This is a genomic window from Brevibacillus sp. HB1.2 (assembly GCF_013332495.1).
GTDB classification, from domain to species: Bacteria; Bacillota; Bacilli; order Brevibacillales; family Brevibacillaceae; genus Brevibacillus; species Brevibacillus porteri.
Map to the genome: position 1 here is coordinate 318,455 of NZ_JABMIU010000003.1, position 16,925 is coordinate 335,379.

Genomic DNA, 16,925 nt, shown 5'->3' on the forward strand with positions numbered 1-16,925 from the left:
TGGTGCCCTTGATTTTTACGAATCAAGGGCATTTTTGGTTGATCCGATTAAAAATAATGGAATGGAAGTCGAATTGTAGGGAGCAGTATATGTGTCGGGTGAATAGACTGGAGTGTCGGGGGCGGTGTTGGCCTTGGGTTCCGATGGCAATCTCATCAGGCGAGGCGAACTCGTCGCGATCTGAACGGGGGACAACTGGCGGCCATCGTCGTCTCGAACGGAAAAATTCACGGCGGATGTCGAAGAGGTTTCTCTGCGGTGTTCGGAACCCATTGCCCATTTTCTGAATAGGATGTAAGGCAAAAGCCTAAAATCCTTGAAATTCCGGCACCATCACCCACCCCCCATCATAGGATAAGGTGACTCTGTAATCCCTCAACCTTGTTCCTGTAGAGCCCACAAGGAGGGGTGGCACGATTGAAGGGTAGCGACCAAACCAAGCCGTTGTTAACGAATCGCGAAAGAGAAGTGTTTGAACTCTTGGTCCAAGATAAGACAACCAAAGAGATTGCCGGACAACTCTTCATCAGCGAAAAGACTGTGCGCAATCACATTAGTAATGTCATGCAAAAATTAGGTGTCAAAGGTCGATCTCAGGCAGTAGTCGAACTCGTTCGACTTGGTGAACTAGAGATTTGAACCCAGTCCACCCAGCCTCCCTTTTCTTCCCTTGGTCGGAAGGGAGGGTTTTTTATGTTCATTTGCGTTTAAATGCCCTTTTAATTACTTTTGTATAAATAGCAAACAAGAAAGAAGTAGAGAAGGCGATGGTCGAAGGGTATAGGATCTGAACGGAGCTTGAATCTCTTCGGCTGTTGGGATGTAATCGGTAATGGCGGGCTGGAGGCTTCGGCCACCACATTATCGGAACCATTCAAAGTTAGATGCCCTAATTGCCAAGGGTGCAGAATTAAAAATGATGAAACGTACAGTGCAGTACATAGGGACGATATACGAAATGAAGATGCACACATGGGGAGAAGAAAGACGTTTTGAAGATACTTTCTACATGGAAACAAAGGATTTTAAATCAGATGTTCCTTTGAAGTGAGACTACATGGAAATCTTCCATACAGAAGAATACCAGCAATTGGTGGGAACACAACGCCTTTCGAGTATGGGTCACAAGCAAGAAGATGTAGTTTGTTCCCGAAGGAGATGCTTTTTGTACTAACTAAAATGGCGCTACTTGAAACATTCCTGTTAAAGCAGGATACTTACAACGAATTTTCAAGTGAGTCTTTGATCACTTTGAAATTCATCGTCTTTTCCCAACCAACCGAAACGCACAATTGATGAAACTCTTCAAGAGTAGGGGTGCGTTCTATAATCTCAAATGACATATAACTCCTCGCTTTCAAATTTTCTATGTTTGAGGATATAACTTCATTTGAGACACCCCCTAAATGTTGATTAGAAAAAATATTACCATTTTTGGCTTTAAAACCTCAAGTATATGGACTTTCTTAAAGAGCAATTTATCAAAATGTGTACTTTGTTATTATTGGTCTTCGCCAACATAACGACTTTCTCCAGAAATGAATTTATTTAATGAGATCCACCATTTTAGGGAAATGGGCATCAGAAAACAATCAATTGAGATAGTTAATGTGTGGAATTGAAAAAGCCACCAATCCTTGCGGAAGGTGACTAAAATCCTCATTGAGTACTTTGTGGTAAATAATGGGTAGGATTCACTGGAGTTCCTTGTTTGATAACAGAAAAATGCAACATATCTCCTGTTTCGGACGATCCTACTTCTGCTATTTTTTGCCCTTTTTTTACGGTATCTCCGGCCTTCACAAGAAATGAACCAAGGAGAATGTGACCATAGAGAGTACTGAATTCGGAATTGTGCTTGATTATTATAGTTTCTCCAAATCCTTTTAAGCTTTGAGCGAAAAGAATGACACCATCATTTGCTGCAAAGATAGCTGTACCTTTAGCGGTTGCATAGTCCAATCCGTTATGACCTTTTGATTCCTTAGTTTCAGGATTAATTTGCAAGCCGAAATCAGAGGAAATTACATAGGTATCATGAATGGGGGCTTCTAAAAAAAAGTGTGTTTCGTTAATTTTACTAGGCTGACTCGAATTACTTGCCTCCGCTGCGAAAGCTGTTGGGGTTAAAGTAACTGCTAAAGTTAATAGATTCAAAATAACAATATTTCTGATTTTCATATTTCCTCCTACTTCATATAAAGTTGGTTTCATTATGAAATACGAGGATTATGGAAAAATGTAACTGCTAATCAAATTTATTTTTCTTAAGGTCATGTACGGCACCAAAAAGGCAGAGATACGAAAAAATGATAGAGGCTATAAGGCAGGAGATACACTTTTGCTTCGAGAGTGGGACGCAGAAGAAGAAGAGTACATCGGTCGGATTGTAAGGCGGGTTATCACCCACGTACTGGCAGATGAGCAATTTCTGCAGCCAGGAAAGGTCATGCTGTCAATGGCACTGATTTATCACAACGGTAATGCAAGATAGTCATTTGCAAATAACAAAGAAGTTTCCCAAAGGACACCCTAATTGAACAGCATTATTTATGATCTTGAAAGTGCATAGATTTCAACCAAAAAGTTTTCTTGTGCACCCTTGGGACTCCCAATGTAAAGAGAGCGAGTAGAAACAACATCTGTGATTTTCTCGCTAACTACTCCAGTAAAATGAGTAGGATCATTGCCTCCACTAACATCTTGACTGACAGAAAAACTAATTTGATTAGGATTGGAAACTCCACTTATTACCCATTGAAAATTAACTGTGTCTGGCGGAAGGACTTCCGTACCAATATTTGAGCTAGAACGATGCGATTGACCAGGCAATGGGGAAGGAGCGGAATAAATAGCGCCGATAAACGTCGACTTAAGTGCACTCATGAAAAAACACCCTCTCAGGAAAGTAACTACATGAAGATCATATTTCAAGAAAATGGTAAATATGCAATCGATTTTAAACAACTTACTAGAAGTACAGCGGCATTTTACAAAACACACATTTGTTAAATGGAGGGTTTAGCATGATTAATCTAATCAAGATCGAGAAATTGGAGGAAGTGACAAAGTACGAAGACCCGAAAACGTCTCACATACATCATGGCGGAAAGGATTGGACAAACGGGGTTCCGCTTATTTTGATCAAACGCGAAGGCGGCGTGGTAGTGACTGACCAATGGGTATTTATCAACAATAACGGAGAGTTGGTATACGAAAAGAAAAATAACAAGTGGGCGCGAGTGAATATTACGATGTGAATAAGTCGCACATAAAAGAAGTGTATGTGGTTCGAATGAGTTAACACAACATTACGGGAGTTAAGAATAAAGCGGAGTTTATCTAGGGACCTTCGGTGATTAATTCTTCCGACTGCCTCATCTTTAGAAATCCAAGACTAAATTCATTACAATTACAATCAGTTATCTCCTTAGAATGTGCTTAAATAAGATATCTGGTGAAGGAGTTATTTATGGAAGCAATCATTTCAGATGTTAAAACAGAAAGGGGCTCGCTATGATCTGGATTAATCCACCTTATGAAGTAGAAGAAGTATCGATTATTACTGTAACGGAATGGGTTGAAAAACAAGCTAGATATATTAGACAGGCAGGGCCAGACCATTATGCCATCGTTGATTTCGTAATCGAACCATGTCAAGGTCTTATTGGCTTTAAGAATGAAGCATTGATTCAAGATGATTTGAAAGGAAATACAGAGTGGGAACGACTGTTTCCTCTATTGATATGTTGCATCTATGACGCTTTAAAAGAGTATATACAATATCAATATCACGAACGAAATCTGGCAATTGGCAATTTCATGTTCAAGCTCATAAGTCTTGAAATCCGTCCTGGTAGTACCAGATTGACAGATTTCAAAATAGCAACACTTATCGGTCTGAAAGAGGTATTTGAAAATAATGAAGCAAAGAGTAGTACAACTTAGCGGTCGGTATTTCGCTTTACAGATGATGAAATGAATAGCTGAATTTGTTAATGATTTTGCGAAAGCTCCAATCATTGGCAGAACATGCCAAGAAACAGTGCGATCAAAACTTCGATTGCGAGGACTGTCCCACACATGGTTAGTCTATCGTTACTTAACAAAAGAGAAAGTAAGAAAACGAGAGCATGATCGCCCTCGTTCACTATGAAAATAGCAATTATCCTCTACTGCAAAGATGAATCCACGGAGGGCCCCCCCCAATTGTGTTCGAGCACATGTGGTGGATCGACGGAGAAGAATAGCTGTTTTGGGTTAAGTGTGGGTAGGCAGCGGAGCCAAAGTATTTAACACAATATTTCGGGAGTGAAGGTGTGGGAACGATGGTGCCTGCTGGAATCCGAGATGACGGAAAACACAAGACGTTTGAAACTGGAGCAAAACGAGATCGAGCGCTAGGGAAAGGCAGATATGATGTGCTCTCGCCTGTAGCAATGCGCCGAATAGCACAGAGAAGTGAGCTAGGTGAAATCAAATACGGCGATGGACGCAATTGGGAAAAAGGGATGCCGATCAGTGAGTTTATGGATAGCGCTCTGAGGCACATTTTTCAATATATGACTGGCGAAGAGCAATTTATCAAAAAGTGTATGAAGAGAATGGGGGAAAAGATAGATGTAGCACTTAAAAGGGGCATTGTTAATCGCTATCGATTGTTATTAGAATGTGAGCGACATCCAGGCATTCTGCGAACGGATGATCATAAATTTCGTCATCGAAATATTCGATGAAAATGGTTTCTACATGTTTGGCCAACTCTTCAGGGGTGCTGTAGCTAGATTGAAGCAGTGTAATAATCTCATTTATTTCAAATCGGTAATGATCGTGTTCGGGATCTATACTAACTAACCCAATCGGGTCCCATCTATCAATAATGTTTTTTACTTTAGCATAAATCAATTGTTTCACCTCGAATTTGGTCAGTCTAAGTATATTACCATAAAAAAGCGGACGTTAACTGATTAGTTAGGGAGGGGAGGGTATGTTGGATTGCACAAAGATTAAGACGTTTACACCACATATTCCTGCTGGTATGGGATCGACGGAACGAACACGATTTTCGAGGACTATCAGATCGTAGTAGAGACCATGCAGCAGTGGCAGCTCGATCAAATGCCTGAGTTCAATGGTTATTAACAAAACGGTAACTATGAAAATTAAAAAAACACTTCTCACCGAGAAGTGTAAGAAGAGACATTGATTTTTACTCTTTTACATCAATTTCCCAATCTTCTGAGCCTATAATATTTCCTTTTTCTACAGTAAATCGAAGGGTATATTTTCCTGATTCTTGGAAGAAAATTATCCCTTCATATCCATCCTCATAAGGTTGCATTACAATGCTCACATTTTGGTTATTGTCAAAGTAAGTTACTTTTACTAATGCATTCCGTAACGGCCTACCATTGTAAAACAAACCGCTCGCTACATCAATTGGAGTTTTGGATACAATTCCATTGGCAGAACCGGCTTGTAATTTCCAGTCAAATTCATTTCTTTGGGCTGGTAATGGGTCAAGAAAGAAACTTGCAGGAATTAAAAGTGCAAATAAGAGAGGCAGAACAACTAGTAAGTTTCCGGATTTAAAAAGTTTTTTGTTCAAAATGAATTACCTCCGATTCTAATACTGCTCTTGCTTACATTTTAAGGACGAAGTTAATGGTAATTTGTTACAACTTATTTCAATTTTTTACAAACCACACGATTAGTTAAATGGAGAAGTTCTGAATACTCTTGAACTGGCCAAAGAGACCTTTCGCGAGTTTTTCTAGAAACAATAAAAACGGTGTGCCCTTTGAACTAAGACACACCGGATGCTGTTTGGCGAATAAAGATATACGGTTTCACTTATTACTGATAGGAATGATCTTATGTGTTTTGAAATCCCATTTGTATAAATCGGTATGAGGCAGAGGCGGCAGGGGGAGGGGAACAAAAAAGTCCTTCTATATTACTGAAGGACTCTGGTTTCATTTCTTATCGAACACTAAAATAGATTGTCTTTTCTAAGCCACCGTACTCAACAGTAAACCATCCAACATCCGATCCTGTAGAATGTGTCGCTTTAACCATGGCATATACAGTTCTAGGCTGTTTAATGTACTCGCATGCTGCTTCCTCAAGTATGTTAACTTCATTTGACACAACCTTAGATGTGCCGTCTGAAAAAAATGCAGTTACCCAAATCGGAGCATAGTCACCAGGATAGAAGTAACGAGGGATATCTTCTTCAATAACAAGCTTCGTGACAGTGACTGGAGCTGTAACATTTGATTGTACGGGATGAGGTGATGCGGCACTCGCTGATGAAACAATGGCAAAGAGTGAAAAAATTGATAAAGCTACAGATGCTAATCTTTTCATTTTCTATCATCTCCTAATATTTCGGTTTATTTAGAGGTTACCTTTATATGACAAAAAATACAATATTTTAAAACTCGAAATATTCTTTCCTTTCGAATGGAGAACAAGTATTAACATATGAGAAATAGGAAAGTAGAAAGACGACCCTATTTTACAAAGGTCGTCTACTGAATTCCTTATATCTGGTGAATATGTATAAGCCCCGTTGGACTGGGGCCTTGAACCTAGCAATTGCAATTGCAAGGGAAAGGAAAGAGGTTTATAACGAAATTTAATGGAATGGTGATGATGGTGAACGTTTCATTGCTACCAGTGTAGACCCGAACGCGAAAACCATTTGGTCCGACACTGAGCAGACAGCCTGTAAATGTATCAAATATTGTTCTTACTACAACAATTCTGTTGATTAAACGGACTGCTTTTCTACGATTCTTTCTTTGTACTTCTAAGGACACTTTTCTCGACGAAGTTGTAACACCTTTTTGTGCTGCCAATTCTGCACCTCCTTATAAACGATCGTTAATACTAAATTTGATGTTTTTGTGAGAGAGATTTGCGTATAATTGGCCTCCGTACGCCAGCCACGCTGATACGTTTGAATGGAATGACCACCACGCCAGTTCTCGACATATTAATCAGCTCGTTTCTCTCACATGGTATAGAGAATGCAAATGAGGGAAGCTTGGCAACTGATACGAACCTATGGTAAACGCAAATGTGCTAATTGATTCGCAAATTCATTTAATAAAGGCTTATCCAAATGAACGACAAAGTTTAAAGGGCAATTATGTAAAAAGGGCAGCTAATAAAGCCGCCCATAAACATTGAAAATTACTCGAAACTGCAAGCAACAATTACACTCATTAATGTCACTACTTAATTGTGATTGCGGACAACCCCAAAAGTAAGGTATGTCATATAACGGACAATATAATGGTGTAACTTGTTTTCAAATTTTTGTAAAATATTGATCTATCAACCATTGGAATGATTGCATATGGGAACTTAGCACACGATTTGATAAATGTAAGGGGGGATATGTCATGAAATACGGAATGAAAGTTGGCAAAATATATCCTTATGAAGGAACAGAAGTATTTCATGAAGGGGAAAGACGCAAGAAACGTCAACACACCTCTTAACCAAATGGAAGAGGTGTGTCTATTATCAAACTTTGTTAAAACGTAAATTTAGTTGTCTAGTAGGGAACCATCGGGAAATGCATTCTTTAGAGAGTCAGCAAGTACAATAATTTTACTCCAATCAAAATTGTACTTGTTAAAAACAGATGCGCTTGTGATGCCGCGCTTAACGACTCTTCCATTTTCTTCATCCAAAAGGTAGACAGTTGCACTATTTTGGAACTTTATCAGTTGAGCATTTTCACCAATGACTGGCCCATCTGGAATACTGCTTAGAGACGAATATTCCCGAATACCATCCCAATTATTAAATAATTTAAAATAAACTTCGGCACTAACAATGCCTCTTTTTTTACCATCCATGACCAAATATACAGTTGCACTGTTAGTTTCTTTCACCCGAAAACCATTCAATAGATGTGGATCTATTGCTTTTGCTTGAATGGACTGATTTGATTTTGAAGAATGAGAGGTGGCAGTCGTCTTATTTGATTCAGCATACGATGGTGTAGCCAACATACTAGCTAAAAGTAATGTAGCAGATAGGCAAGACAAAGTTCGCTTCATAAAAAACAACTCCTCAATTGTAATTTTTTTCCAATTCAATATGAATTTCTTGACTATCAATTGTTTTCCTTTTGATGTATGGAAGGATTTGTTACAAAAATGTGAATACTGAAATTTCGAGGAGTTTTTTCAATACATGGCTGGCGGTAATCTCTAGTGACCCAGCCGCCCTTTTCTTCCCTTGGCCGGAAGGGAGGGGTTTTTTTATGTTCAATTGCGCTCAATAACCCTTTTATTACCATTTATGTAAATGTATTAGCATATCGTGATATAAGTCGTAATAAGATGGATTTGTAACATAATCCATGAAGATCGAGAGGGATACTATGAAATTCAAGAAATGTGTTAGGAATGTACTAATGGTAGGTGCCCTGCTTGTCACTTCCGTATTGCCCATGGCGGCACAAGCAGAGGAAAATCAAGCGGAGGCGACAGCGGTATCCAATTCCAAAATTATTGGCTACTATCCCTCATGGGGAGCTTATGGACGAAACTACAATGTAACGGATATCGATCCCAATAAAGTAACGCATATTAACTACGCATTTGCGGATATTTGCTGGAATGGCAGACACGGCAACCCAGATCCAACGGGGCCCAACCCACAAACATGGGCTTGCCAGGATGAAGTAGGCAATATTAACGCCCCGAATGGTACAGTTGTTCTCGGAGATCCATGGATTGATGTGCAAAAGTCCTTTCCAGGAGATACGTGGGATCAGCCGATCCGCGGAAATTTGAATCAATTGGCAAAATTAAAGCAAAAAAACCCTCAATTAAAGACATTAATATCGATCGGGGGCTGGACGTGGTCCAATCGCTTCTCTGATGTAGCGGCAGATCCGGCTGCACGCCAAGTATTTGCACAGTCCTCGGTAGATTTTATCCGGAAATATCAGATGGATGGGGTCGATCTCGATTGGGAGTACCCGGTTAGTGGAGGGTTGCCTGGAAACAGCACACGTCCAGAAGATAAACAAAATTACACGCTATTGCTACAGGCTGTCAGAGACAAACTCGATGCGGCTGAGGTAACGGATGGCAAACAGTACTATTTGACGATTGCCTCTGGTGCCAGCCCTAGTTATGCCGCAAATACAGAGCTTGGAAACATTGCCCGGGTTGTGGATTGGATCAATATTATGACCTACGACTTCTATGGAGCCTTCCAAAAGCAGAGCGGACATAATGCGCCGTTGGCCTATGATCCGGCAGCAGGAGCAGCTGGTTTGCCAAATGCTCAAACCTATAATATCCAAACAGCTGTAGAGGGTCATCTCCGTGACGGTGTTCCTGCCAGCAAGCTCGTTCTCGGACTTCCGTTTTACGGAAGGGGCTGGTCGGGTTGCGCAACGGCTAACAATGGAGAATATCAAAATTGCACGGGGCCGTCAGTCGGAACATGGGAACCTGGCATGCTTGACTTCACGGATATCCAAAATAATTATGTGAACAAAAATGGCTTCACACGCCACTGGAATGACGCGGCAAAAGTGCCCTATCTCTTCAACCCGGCTTCGAAAACATATATTAGCTATGACGATGTGACTTCAATCGGACACAAAACTTCTTATATTACATCCAAAGGTTTGGCAGGCGCGATGTTCTGGGAATTTAGCGGAGACCGTAACAAAGCACTGCTAGATAAAGTGTATGGCGATCTTCTGGGCGGGCCAGCTCCAGTCGACAACGTACCGCCGACAGCACCAGCCACTCTCCAATCGACTGCAAAAACAGCGACAAGTGTTAGCCTGAGTTGGGGAGCTGCTACCGACAATGTAGGGGTTACTGGCTATGAGGTATACAATGGCACTCAGCTTGCAAAAACGGTAACCGGTACAACTACTACAATTAGCGGGCTTACTGCTGGAACCGCTTACCAGTTCACTGTGAAGGCGAAAGATGCAGCAGGTAATTCCTCCGTAGCAAGCAATGAGGTAACGGTTACGACGGATACAATTCAGCCAGATAATCAACCTCCAAGCACACCAAGCAATCTGGTTATTACAGGGAAAACAGGAACGAGTATCAGTCTGAGCTGGGCTGCTTCTACGGACAATATCGCGGTGACGAATTACGAGGTTTACAACGGAACAGCATTAGCTGCGGATGTAACAACTACGACTGCAACTGTCACAGGACTCACACCTAACACTTCTTATACCTTCTCTGTGGTAGCGAAGGATGCGGCAGGTAATTCTTCACAGAAGAGCGTCGAGGTAGTAGGTGTAACAGATGCTGCAAATCCGGGAACCCCAGCGTGGGCACCAAATGTAAGCTACGTGCCTGGTGATCTGGTCAGCTATCAAGGCAAGGTATACAAATGTTTGCAACCACACACTTCACTCGTGGGATGGGAGCCACCAAATGTAGCAGCTCTCTGGCAAGTTCAACAACAAGCGGCAGTTGAAGGCGTCGAGGGTTATGTAGATGAGCCAATTGTGGAGGAAACAGACGGTACTGAAGGAACAGAAGGTACTGAAGAAACAGAACAAACACCAGAAACAGAAGGAAATGTAGATACCCAATAAGTAGGGAAGGGGCTGTCCCTCCAGTCATGAAAATGACGGAAGAACAGCCCCTATTTGTTCGTTTGGAAATTAAGCAAAGGCTTTTAACAGTTGGAGGACTAATGGAATAAGATCTCCAATAAAAGTAAGAATCGCAATTGCAGTATTCATAGAAGCCCCTCCTTAAAATTCCAAATTCACTATTATTATATTAATGTTCATAATAGTAATCAAGAAATATTTTCCACTCATGTTGAATTAACTAAGTGGCTTATGTAAAAAAGCGATAGAATGCCTTGATAAAAATAGCGATTTGTAGTGCAACTAGACCAAAAATAATAACAGCCCAGTCTCTGTTCTTTTTCCATTCCAATACACCTTTCGAGGTACAGATAACGACAAGGCCTACCAATGCTAATAGCTGAAAGAAAGCGACACTTGTCAGTAGTGCTAAAATTCCAATGACAATAACAACAGTTGTAGTCGCTTTAAACCAAAAGGGCTGCTCACTCATACTAACGCCCCATTTCCCTTTTTTGTAAATTTTAACATACATAAGAAATAAGCCAAGCCATAAGCAAGAAGAACCTCCTTTGCCAGCAGGTTAAGGGAGGTTCTTTTTCAATCAGAAAAAGTTGATCGAAATATAAAAAAAAACGAAATTGACACAAAATACAAATTTCAGTATGATCACTTTATAAAGTCATTGGAAAAATAAAGGATGAACGAATACGATGCGCAGAACTGGAGATCTGAAACTAATCCAAGAGCTCAATCGCTTTATTATACTCGACACCATTCGCCAGTTTGGGCCCATCTCGCGAAGTGATATCGCCAAAAAGCAGGGCATCAGTCCAACTACAGTCACCTCGGCAGTCAATGAGCTGATTCGTGACGGAATGGTTGCAGAAGATGGAACAGGTGAGTCAAAGGGTGGCCGTAAGCCGATTATGGTTCGCTTCTGTCCAGACGGGAAGTTTTTGATTGGCGTCTCTATTACGAATACAGCGATTACGATTGCCGAAATGAATTTGGAAGCGGCTACAAAGCAAAAGAAAATCTATCCGGTAAAAGCTGGTCTAGTGAGTGACTTGATCATCCAGTATGTGCTGGATTCGATCGAGGACTTTCTCCAGTCGGTGGATGATGTCAGCCGTTGTCTTGGCATTTCCATCATCGCACCAGGGATTGTCGATGCAGCGAGTGGGGTCATCCGATTCAACTCCAAGCTGCGCTTGCATGATGTTCCGTTAAAAGACATGGCCGAAGAGCGTTTTGGGCTAAAAACTTGGCTCGACAATGATGCCAATGCAATCGCCCTGGCAGAAAAAAACTTCGGTGGTGGACTAAATGCTAATAATCTCCTGTTTGTCACCGTAGGAGAAGGGGTTGGTTCGGGTCTCGTTGTAAACGGTTCCATCTTCCGTGGAAGTCGTGGTGGAGCAGGTGAATTCGGACATACGACAGTCGATCGAAGCGGGATGCGCTGTGACTGCGGCAACGTTGGTTGTTTGGAAAACTACGTGGCGTGGCCAGCCATTTACTCAGGTATACTGTCCGCCGTTACACGCGGAAAAGAAACGCTCGTCATGGATTTGGCAGACGGAGATATGACAAAAATCACATTTGATGTTTTTCGCCAAGCACTGCATCAGGGGGATCAAGTATGCCAAGACATCGTCGACGAAATCGCTTCGTACATGTCGATCGGTATTGTGAATCTGGTGAATTTGTTCAACCCGAGACTGATCATACTGGGTGGAGAAATGATCCGGGACAATCAAGTGTTGTTTGAGCGCATCCAAAAACAAGTAATGGCTCAAGCGATGGGGACGATGGTCGAAGGGCTGGAATTCCGTCCAACGGTATTGGGGGCTGATTTCGAGGTCAAGGCTGCTGCTGCTGTTTTGTTACAAGATGTTTTTCACTTCAGCTTGTAACATCTTTTTTGCAAACTTAATTTGGTCATTGGAAAAAGAAAGTCAACCCATCAAAAATCGTTGAAAGGGGGCGAGTCGAAAAGGGGAGCGTGTCGTGTTTGGCAATATTTTGGGGGTAAAAGAGGAGAACGTAAATCGAGGAGGGATTTCTGATGAAGAAGTTGGTTTCGATTGCAATGGCTGCTCTCTTGGTAGCAGTGGCAGGATGTTCGGGCGGCGGACAGAGCTCCGCACCAGCTGGAACGACTGGCAGTGCTGCTTCAGGTGAAAAGGTAACGCTCACATATGCGCTGTGGGACAAAAACCAATTGCCTGCGATGGAGGAAATGGCGAAAAAGTTTAACGAAAAGAACCCGAACGTGGACATCAAAATAGAGCTAACGCCTAACAAGCAATACTGGACAAAGATGGAGGCAGCCGCAACGGGTGGCACCTTGCCGGACATTTTTTGGATTAATGGTCCACGTATCATTAAATACGCAGCGAATGACATGCTCTTGCCGCTTACAGATCAAATGAAGGCAGATGGCATCGATCTGAACAATTATCCGAAAGCTCTCGTTGATCTCTACACCTACGATGGACAAAACTACGCGCTACCGAAAGATTTCGACACCATTGGCCTTTGGTACAACAAGAAGCTGTTTGACGACGCAAAAGTACCGTATCCAGACGAAACTTGGGATTGGAACAAGCTGAAGGAAGTAGCAAAGCAACTGACTGATGAGAAAAAAGGCGTTTGGGGAATTGCAGCACCTCCTTATGGACAGGACGGCTTCTATAACACGATCTATCAAAACGGTGGCTATATTATTTCGGAAGACAAGAAAACGTCCGGCTATGACAAACCGGAAACGATCGATGGCCTCAAGTTTTGGACAGACCTGATCAACGAAAAAGCATCGCCAACAGCAGCGCAATTGTCCGAAACAGAGGCAACACAGCTGTTTGAATCAGGCAAGATCGCGATGATGTACAACGGATCATGGATGGCATCCGCTTTTAATAAGAATGAGTATACAAAGGACAAAGTGGACGTGACGTATCTTCCAAAAGGGAAAGAGAACACAAGCGTTATTCACGGCCTGGGCAACGTGATTTCGGCTAATACCAAACATCCGAAGGAAGCATGGGAATTCGTGAAATTCTTGGGCTCGAAAGAAGGGGCAGAAATCCTGGCAAAATCGGGTGCTGCGATTCCGGCATTTAACGGAACACAGGATACATGGATACAATCCATGCCGAACTTTAATCTGAAAATTTTTATTGATCAGGCAGCTGTAGCGAAACCGTATCCGATCTCGAAGGACACGGCAAAATGGGCCAAGCTGGAAACAGAACTCATGACCAAGGCTTGGGCTGGACAAATGAGCGTAGAGGATGCATCCAAAGAGCTCGCGCAAAAAATGAATGAAATGCTTAGTCAAGAATAAAAGGTCCATGATGGATGGCTTCGTATCATGGACGAGGCCATCCTTTTTTGAAAAGCTTATGTAAGGAGGGAATGAATGCGATGAGCAGCCAGTTGCAGCCTGAAATGCACGCCGCCGTCCAGCAAAAAACGAAAAAATCGTTGAATCATATGAAGAGAAATGATTGGTTCTGGGCGTATCTCATGATTGCTCCGACACTGATCGGTTTGAGTGTCTTCTACTTATGGCCGATCGTACAAACCATTTATTTGAGCTTTACCAAATGGGGAGGATTCGGCAAGTACAAGTGGGCTGGCTTACATAATTACGAGTTGTTGTTTAAGGACCCTTACTTGTGGATCGCGCTGAAAAACACGCTGATTTATACAGTGATCGCAGTTCCTGTCGGTATCGCTATCTCCATTTTTATCGCTGTGCTGCTTAATCAGAAAATTAAGGGGATTACGATTTATCGCACCCTGTACTTCCTGCCCGTTGTGACGATGGCGGCAGCGGTGGCGATGGTGTGGAGATGGTTGTACAACGCTGATTACGGTCTGATCAATTATTTACTGGGCTTGGTAGGCATTGAGGGGCCACGCTGGATATCTGATCCCGCTATTGCTTTGTATGCGGTGATTATCGTTGCCGTTTGGAGCTCCATCGGATACAACATGGTGATTTTCCTGGCCGGACTGCAAGGCATCCCGAGAAGCTATTACGAAGCAGCAGAAATTGACGGCGCAGGACCGGTTCGCATGTTTTTCAAGATTACGTTGCCGCTGTTGACTCCTTCCATCTTTTTCGTCAGTATCACTTCCTTGATTGGGGCTTTTCAGGTATTTGACCTGATTTATCTGATGCTTGGAAGCAAAATGGGCAATCCAGCTACTGAGCAAACGCAAACGATGGCGTACTTGTTCTTTACCAATGGATTTGAATCAGGGAACGGTGGCTATGCGGCCGCGGTTGCCGTCGTGCTTCTGGTGATGATCCTGATTGTCACGGCTATTCAAATGAAATTGCAGAAAAAATGGGTTCACTATGATTAATTAAAGCTGAACAGACGGGAGGGATATGGAATGAGTGTTTATACGAGTCGGAACAAAATGGGCAAGAAGTTGTTCATTCATCTGCTGTTGATTGCAGGTGCTCTCGTGATGATTGCGCCATTCATCTGGATGGTTCTCACTTCGCTCAAGTCACTGGGCGAATCGACACAGGTGCCTCCGGTCATTTTGCCGACCAAGTATCAATGGGAGAACTACACCCATATTTTTGAGATGCTGCCGTTCTTGGATTTTTATTGGAATACCGTGATCACAACCTTGGCGAAGGTAGTCGGGCAAGTATTCCTTTGCTCACTTGCGGCGTACGCATTCGCGCGAATTGAATTTCCAGGGCGAAACGCCTTGTTCATCCTGTTCTTGACCGTTTTGATGGTGCCAGGTCAGGTGTTTCTGCTCCCGCAATTTATGATTATGAAAGAGCTCGGCTGGCTGAATACGTTGACAGCATTAATTGTACCGGGCTTGTTCAGTGCATTCGGCACGTTTCTACTGCGTCAGTTTTTCATGTCGCTGCCAAAAGAACTGGAAGAAGCGGCGAAGCTCGATGGCTGCAACCATTTTCAGATTTACTGGAGAATTATGCTACCGCTGGCGAAGCCCGGCTTGATCGCACTCGCCATTTTCGTAGCGCTGTGGTCTTGGAACGACCTGATGTGGCCGCTGATCGTCAACAGCACGCCTGATAAAATGCCGCTCTCTGCTGGCTTGGCGTACTTGACAGGCGAGCACACCAATTTGACGAACTACCCGATATTGATGGCGGGCTCCGTTCTTGCCATTTGGCCGATGATTATCGTCTTTATTTTCTTGCAGAAGCATTTTGTCGAGGGAATTACCCTAACTGGGTCCAAATAGTACAAGTTCAAAAAGTTGGCTTTTTGAAAAACCGCAAATAGTCATTTTCGAAAAAAGGAGTGAAACCATTATGCATCATGTTCTGGTAATCGGAGCAGGCACCATGGGGACTGTTCACGCGAAATCGTATGCTGCCATGGAAAACGTCAAGCTGGTCGGGATCGTCGATATCCGCAGCGAGAGAGGAAAAGAGCTAGCAGCCGAGACAAAAACGGAATGGTTTGAGAGTTATGAAGAAGCTATGGAAAAACTGGCGCAGGTCGACATCATAGATGTGTGTTTGCCTACGTACCTGCATAAAACCTATGTAAAAAAGGCAGCGGATGCAGGCAAGCATGTCATTTGCGAAAAGCCGTTGGCTCGTGATAAGGAAGAAGCTCGTTTTATCGTTGATTATTGCCGGGAGAAGAACGTCAAGCTGTTCGTCGGACACGTCCTGCGCTTTTTCCCAGAGTACGAGAAGTCCCGTCAGCTGGTTAATGACGGCGCGATTGGCAACATTGGTGTGGCACGTACGTTCCGTGGTGGTATCTTCCCGACAGCGTGGAACGACTGGTACGCGGACTACAAAAACAGTGGCAGCCTTGTTTTAGATATGATCATTCACGATTTTGACTTTTTGCGTTGGTGCTTCGGGGATGTGGAGCGTGTGTACGCGAAAGGCTTGCTTGGCCGAGGTTTTGCCCGGATGGATTACGCACTGGTTACGCTTCGTTTCAAGAACGGCATGATCGCACATGTGGAAGGCTCGTGGGCACATGAAGGCTTCGCGATGAAAATGGAGCTGGCAGGCAAGGAAGGCATCATTTCCTACGACAGTTCGAAGGAAAAACCGTTAGTGGCGGTTAATCGCTCGAAGCAAGCGGGTATGAGCGGAGTAGCAGTTCCGGAGAGTCCGTTGCGTGAAAACCCGTATTTCAGAGAATTGAAGCATTTCATCGAATGCATCGACCGTGATCTGGAGCCACTCGTGACGGCAGAAGATGCCGTGAAAGCGGTAGAAATCGCTCGTGCTGCGCTTGTGTCAATCGAAACGGGTAAACCCGTAACTTTGGTGTAG

Annotated in this window: 19 protein-coding genes; 11 read left to right on the forward strand and 8 right to left on the reverse strand. The window is 43.0% G+C overall.

Features of this window, described 5'->3' with window-relative positions; genetic code table 11:
- The first annotated feature begins 417 nt into the window (after positions 1-417).
- On the forward strand, positions 418-639 hold the full coding sequence (locus HPY28_RS09575) for a helix-turn-helix domain-containing protein (RefSeq protein WP_003387736.1): 222 nt from the start codon (positions 418-420) through the stop codon (positions 637-639).
- A 1,020-nt stretch (positions 640-1,659) separates the two neighbouring features.
- Here the strand turns inward: HPY28_RS09575 and HPY28_RS09580 are convergent.
- Positions 1,660-2,181: a M23 family metallopeptidase gene (locus tag HPY28_RS09580; protein WP_017251108.1), complete on the reverse strand. Its 522-nt coding sequence runs from the start codon at positions 2,179-2,181 to the stop codon at positions 1,660-1,662.
- A 79-nt stretch (positions 2,182-2,260) separates the two neighbouring features.
- On the opposite strand from HPY28_RS09580, the gene HPY28_RS09585 reads away from it, so the two are divergent.
- Positions 2,261-2,494, forward strand: coding sequence for a DUF3850 domain-containing protein (locus HPY28_RS09585; RefSeq protein WP_035291682.1), 234 nt, complete (start codon positions 2,261-2,263; stop codon positions 2,492-2,494).
- A gap of 56 nt (positions 2,495-2,550) precedes the next feature.
- On the opposite strand, the gene HPY28_RS09590 is transcribed toward HPY28_RS09585, so the two are convergent.
- The gene (locus HPY28_RS09590; RefSeq protein ID WP_085965035.1) at positions 2,551-2,886 is read right to left on the reverse strand and encodes a DeoR family transcriptional regulator; all 336 of its coding nucleotides are present in this window, start codon (positions 2,884-2,886) and stop codon (positions 2,551-2,553) included.
- Positions 2,887-3,026: 140 nt separating this feature from the next.
- On the opposite strand from HPY28_RS09590, the gene HPY28_RS09595 reads away from it, so the two are divergent.
- The 3 genes from HPY28_RS09595 (at position 3,027) to HPY28_RS09605 (ending at position 4,736) form a co-directional block, all read left to right on the forward strand.
- Positions 3,027-3,260, forward strand: coding sequence for a hypothetical protein (locus tag HPY28_RS09595; RefSeq protein WP_254475982.1), 234 nt, complete (start codon positions 3,027-3,029; stop codon positions 3,258-3,260).
- Positions 3,261-3,516: 256 nt separating this feature from the next.
- Positions 3,517-3,948 (forward strand): hypothetical protein, encoded by a 432-nt coding sequence (locus tag HPY28_RS09600; protein WP_174230479.1) that lies wholly within the window; start codon positions 3,517-3,519, stop codon positions 3,946-3,948.
- Between the two features lie 380 nt (positions 3,949-4,328).
- Entirely contained in the window at positions 4,329-4,736 is a 408-nt protein-coding gene (locus HPY28_RS09605; protein WP_254613098.1) for a dATP/dGTP diphosphohydrolase domain-containing protein, read from the forward strand.
- Here the strand turns inward: HPY28_RS09605 and HPY28_RS30895 are convergent.
- The 5 genes from HPY28_RS30895 to HPY28_RS09630 form a co-directional block, all read right to left on the reverse strand.
- On the reverse strand, positions 4,645-4,914 hold the full coding sequence (locus tag HPY28_RS30895) for a DUF1871 family protein (protein ID WP_371813453.1): 270 nt from the start codon (positions 4,912-4,914) through the stop codon (positions 4,645-4,647). The two genes, HPY28_RS09605 and HPY28_RS30895, sit on opposite strands and share 92 nt — an antisense overlap.
- A gap of 295 nt (positions 4,915-5,209) precedes the next feature.
- Complete coding sequence (locus HPY28_RS09615) at positions 5,210-5,608, reverse strand: hypothetical protein (protein ID WP_069845525.1); 399 nt, start codon at positions 5,606-5,608, stop codon at positions 5,210-5,212.
- 374 nt (positions 5,609-5,982) lie between these two features.
- Complete coding sequence (locus tag HPY28_RS09620) at positions 5,983-6,369, reverse strand: hypothetical protein (protein ID WP_174230481.1); 387 nt, start codon at positions 6,367-6,369, stop codon at positions 5,983-5,985.
- A 224-nt stretch (positions 6,370-6,593) separates the two neighbouring features.
- Positions 6,594-6,863 (reverse strand): hypothetical protein, encoded by a 270-nt coding sequence (locus tag HPY28_RS09625; protein WP_174226543.1) that lies wholly within the window; start codon positions 6,861-6,863, stop codon positions 6,594-6,596.
- Positions 6,864-7,559: 696 nt separating this feature from the next.
- A complete protein-coding gene (locus tag HPY28_RS09630) occupies positions 7,560-8,078 on the reverse strand; it encodes a hypothetical protein (protein WP_017251117.1) in 519 nt (172 codons plus the stop codon).
- A 305-nt stretch (positions 8,079-8,383) separates the two neighbouring features.
- On the opposite strand from HPY28_RS09630, the gene HPY28_RS09635 reads away from it, so the two are divergent.
- The gene (locus HPY28_RS09635) at positions 8,384-10,609 is read left to right on the forward strand and encodes a glycosyl hydrolase family 18 protein (RefSeq protein WP_174230482.1); all 2,226 of its coding nucleotides are present in this window, start codon (positions 8,384-8,386) and stop codon (positions 10,607-10,609) included.
- 250 nt (positions 10,610-10,859) lie between these two features.
- Here the strand turns inward: HPY28_RS09635 and HPY28_RS09640 are convergent, their stop codons facing one another.
- A complete protein-coding gene (locus HPY28_RS09640; protein ID WP_174230483.1) occupies positions 10,860-11,102 on the reverse strand; it encodes a hypothetical protein in 243 nt (80 codons plus the stop codon).
- Between the two features lie 220 nt (positions 11,103-11,322).
- Between HPY28_RS09640 and HPY28_RS09645 the strand changes: the two genes are divergently transcribed.
- The 5 genes from HPY28_RS09645 to HPY28_RS09665 all read left to right on the forward strand — a co-directional run bounded on the left by HPY28_RS09645 (position 11,323) and on the right by HPY28_RS09665 (position 16,925).
- The gene (locus HPY28_RS09645) at positions 11,323-12,528 is read left to right on the forward strand and encodes an ROK family transcriptional regulator (protein ID WP_174230484.1); all 1,206 of its coding nucleotides are present in this window, start codon (positions 11,323-11,325) and stop codon (positions 12,526-12,528) included.
- 152 nt (positions 12,529-12,680) lie between these two features.
- Positions 12,681-13,961, forward strand: a complete 1,281-nt coding sequence (locus tag HPY28_RS09650; protein WP_017251121.1) for an ABC transporter substrate-binding protein — start codon at positions 12,681-12,683, stop codon at positions 13,959-13,961.
- 71 nt (positions 13,962-14,032) lie between these two features.
- On the forward strand, positions 14,033-14,992 hold the full coding sequence (locus HPY28_RS09655; RefSeq protein ID WP_173622406.1) for a carbohydrate ABC transporter permease: 960 nt from the start codon (positions 14,033-14,035) through the stop codon (positions 14,990-14,992).
- Between the two features lie 30 nt (positions 14,993-15,022).
- Positions 15,023-15,865, forward strand: coding sequence for a carbohydrate ABC transporter permease (locus tag HPY28_RS09660; RefSeq protein WP_017251123.1), 843 nt, complete (start codon positions 15,023-15,025; stop codon positions 15,863-15,865).
- 70 nt (positions 15,866-15,935) lie between these two features.
- On the forward strand, positions 15,936-16,925 hold the full coding sequence (locus HPY28_RS09665; protein WP_174230485.1) for a Gfo/Idh/MocA family protein: 990 nt from the start codon (positions 15,936-15,938) through the stop codon (positions 16,923-16,925).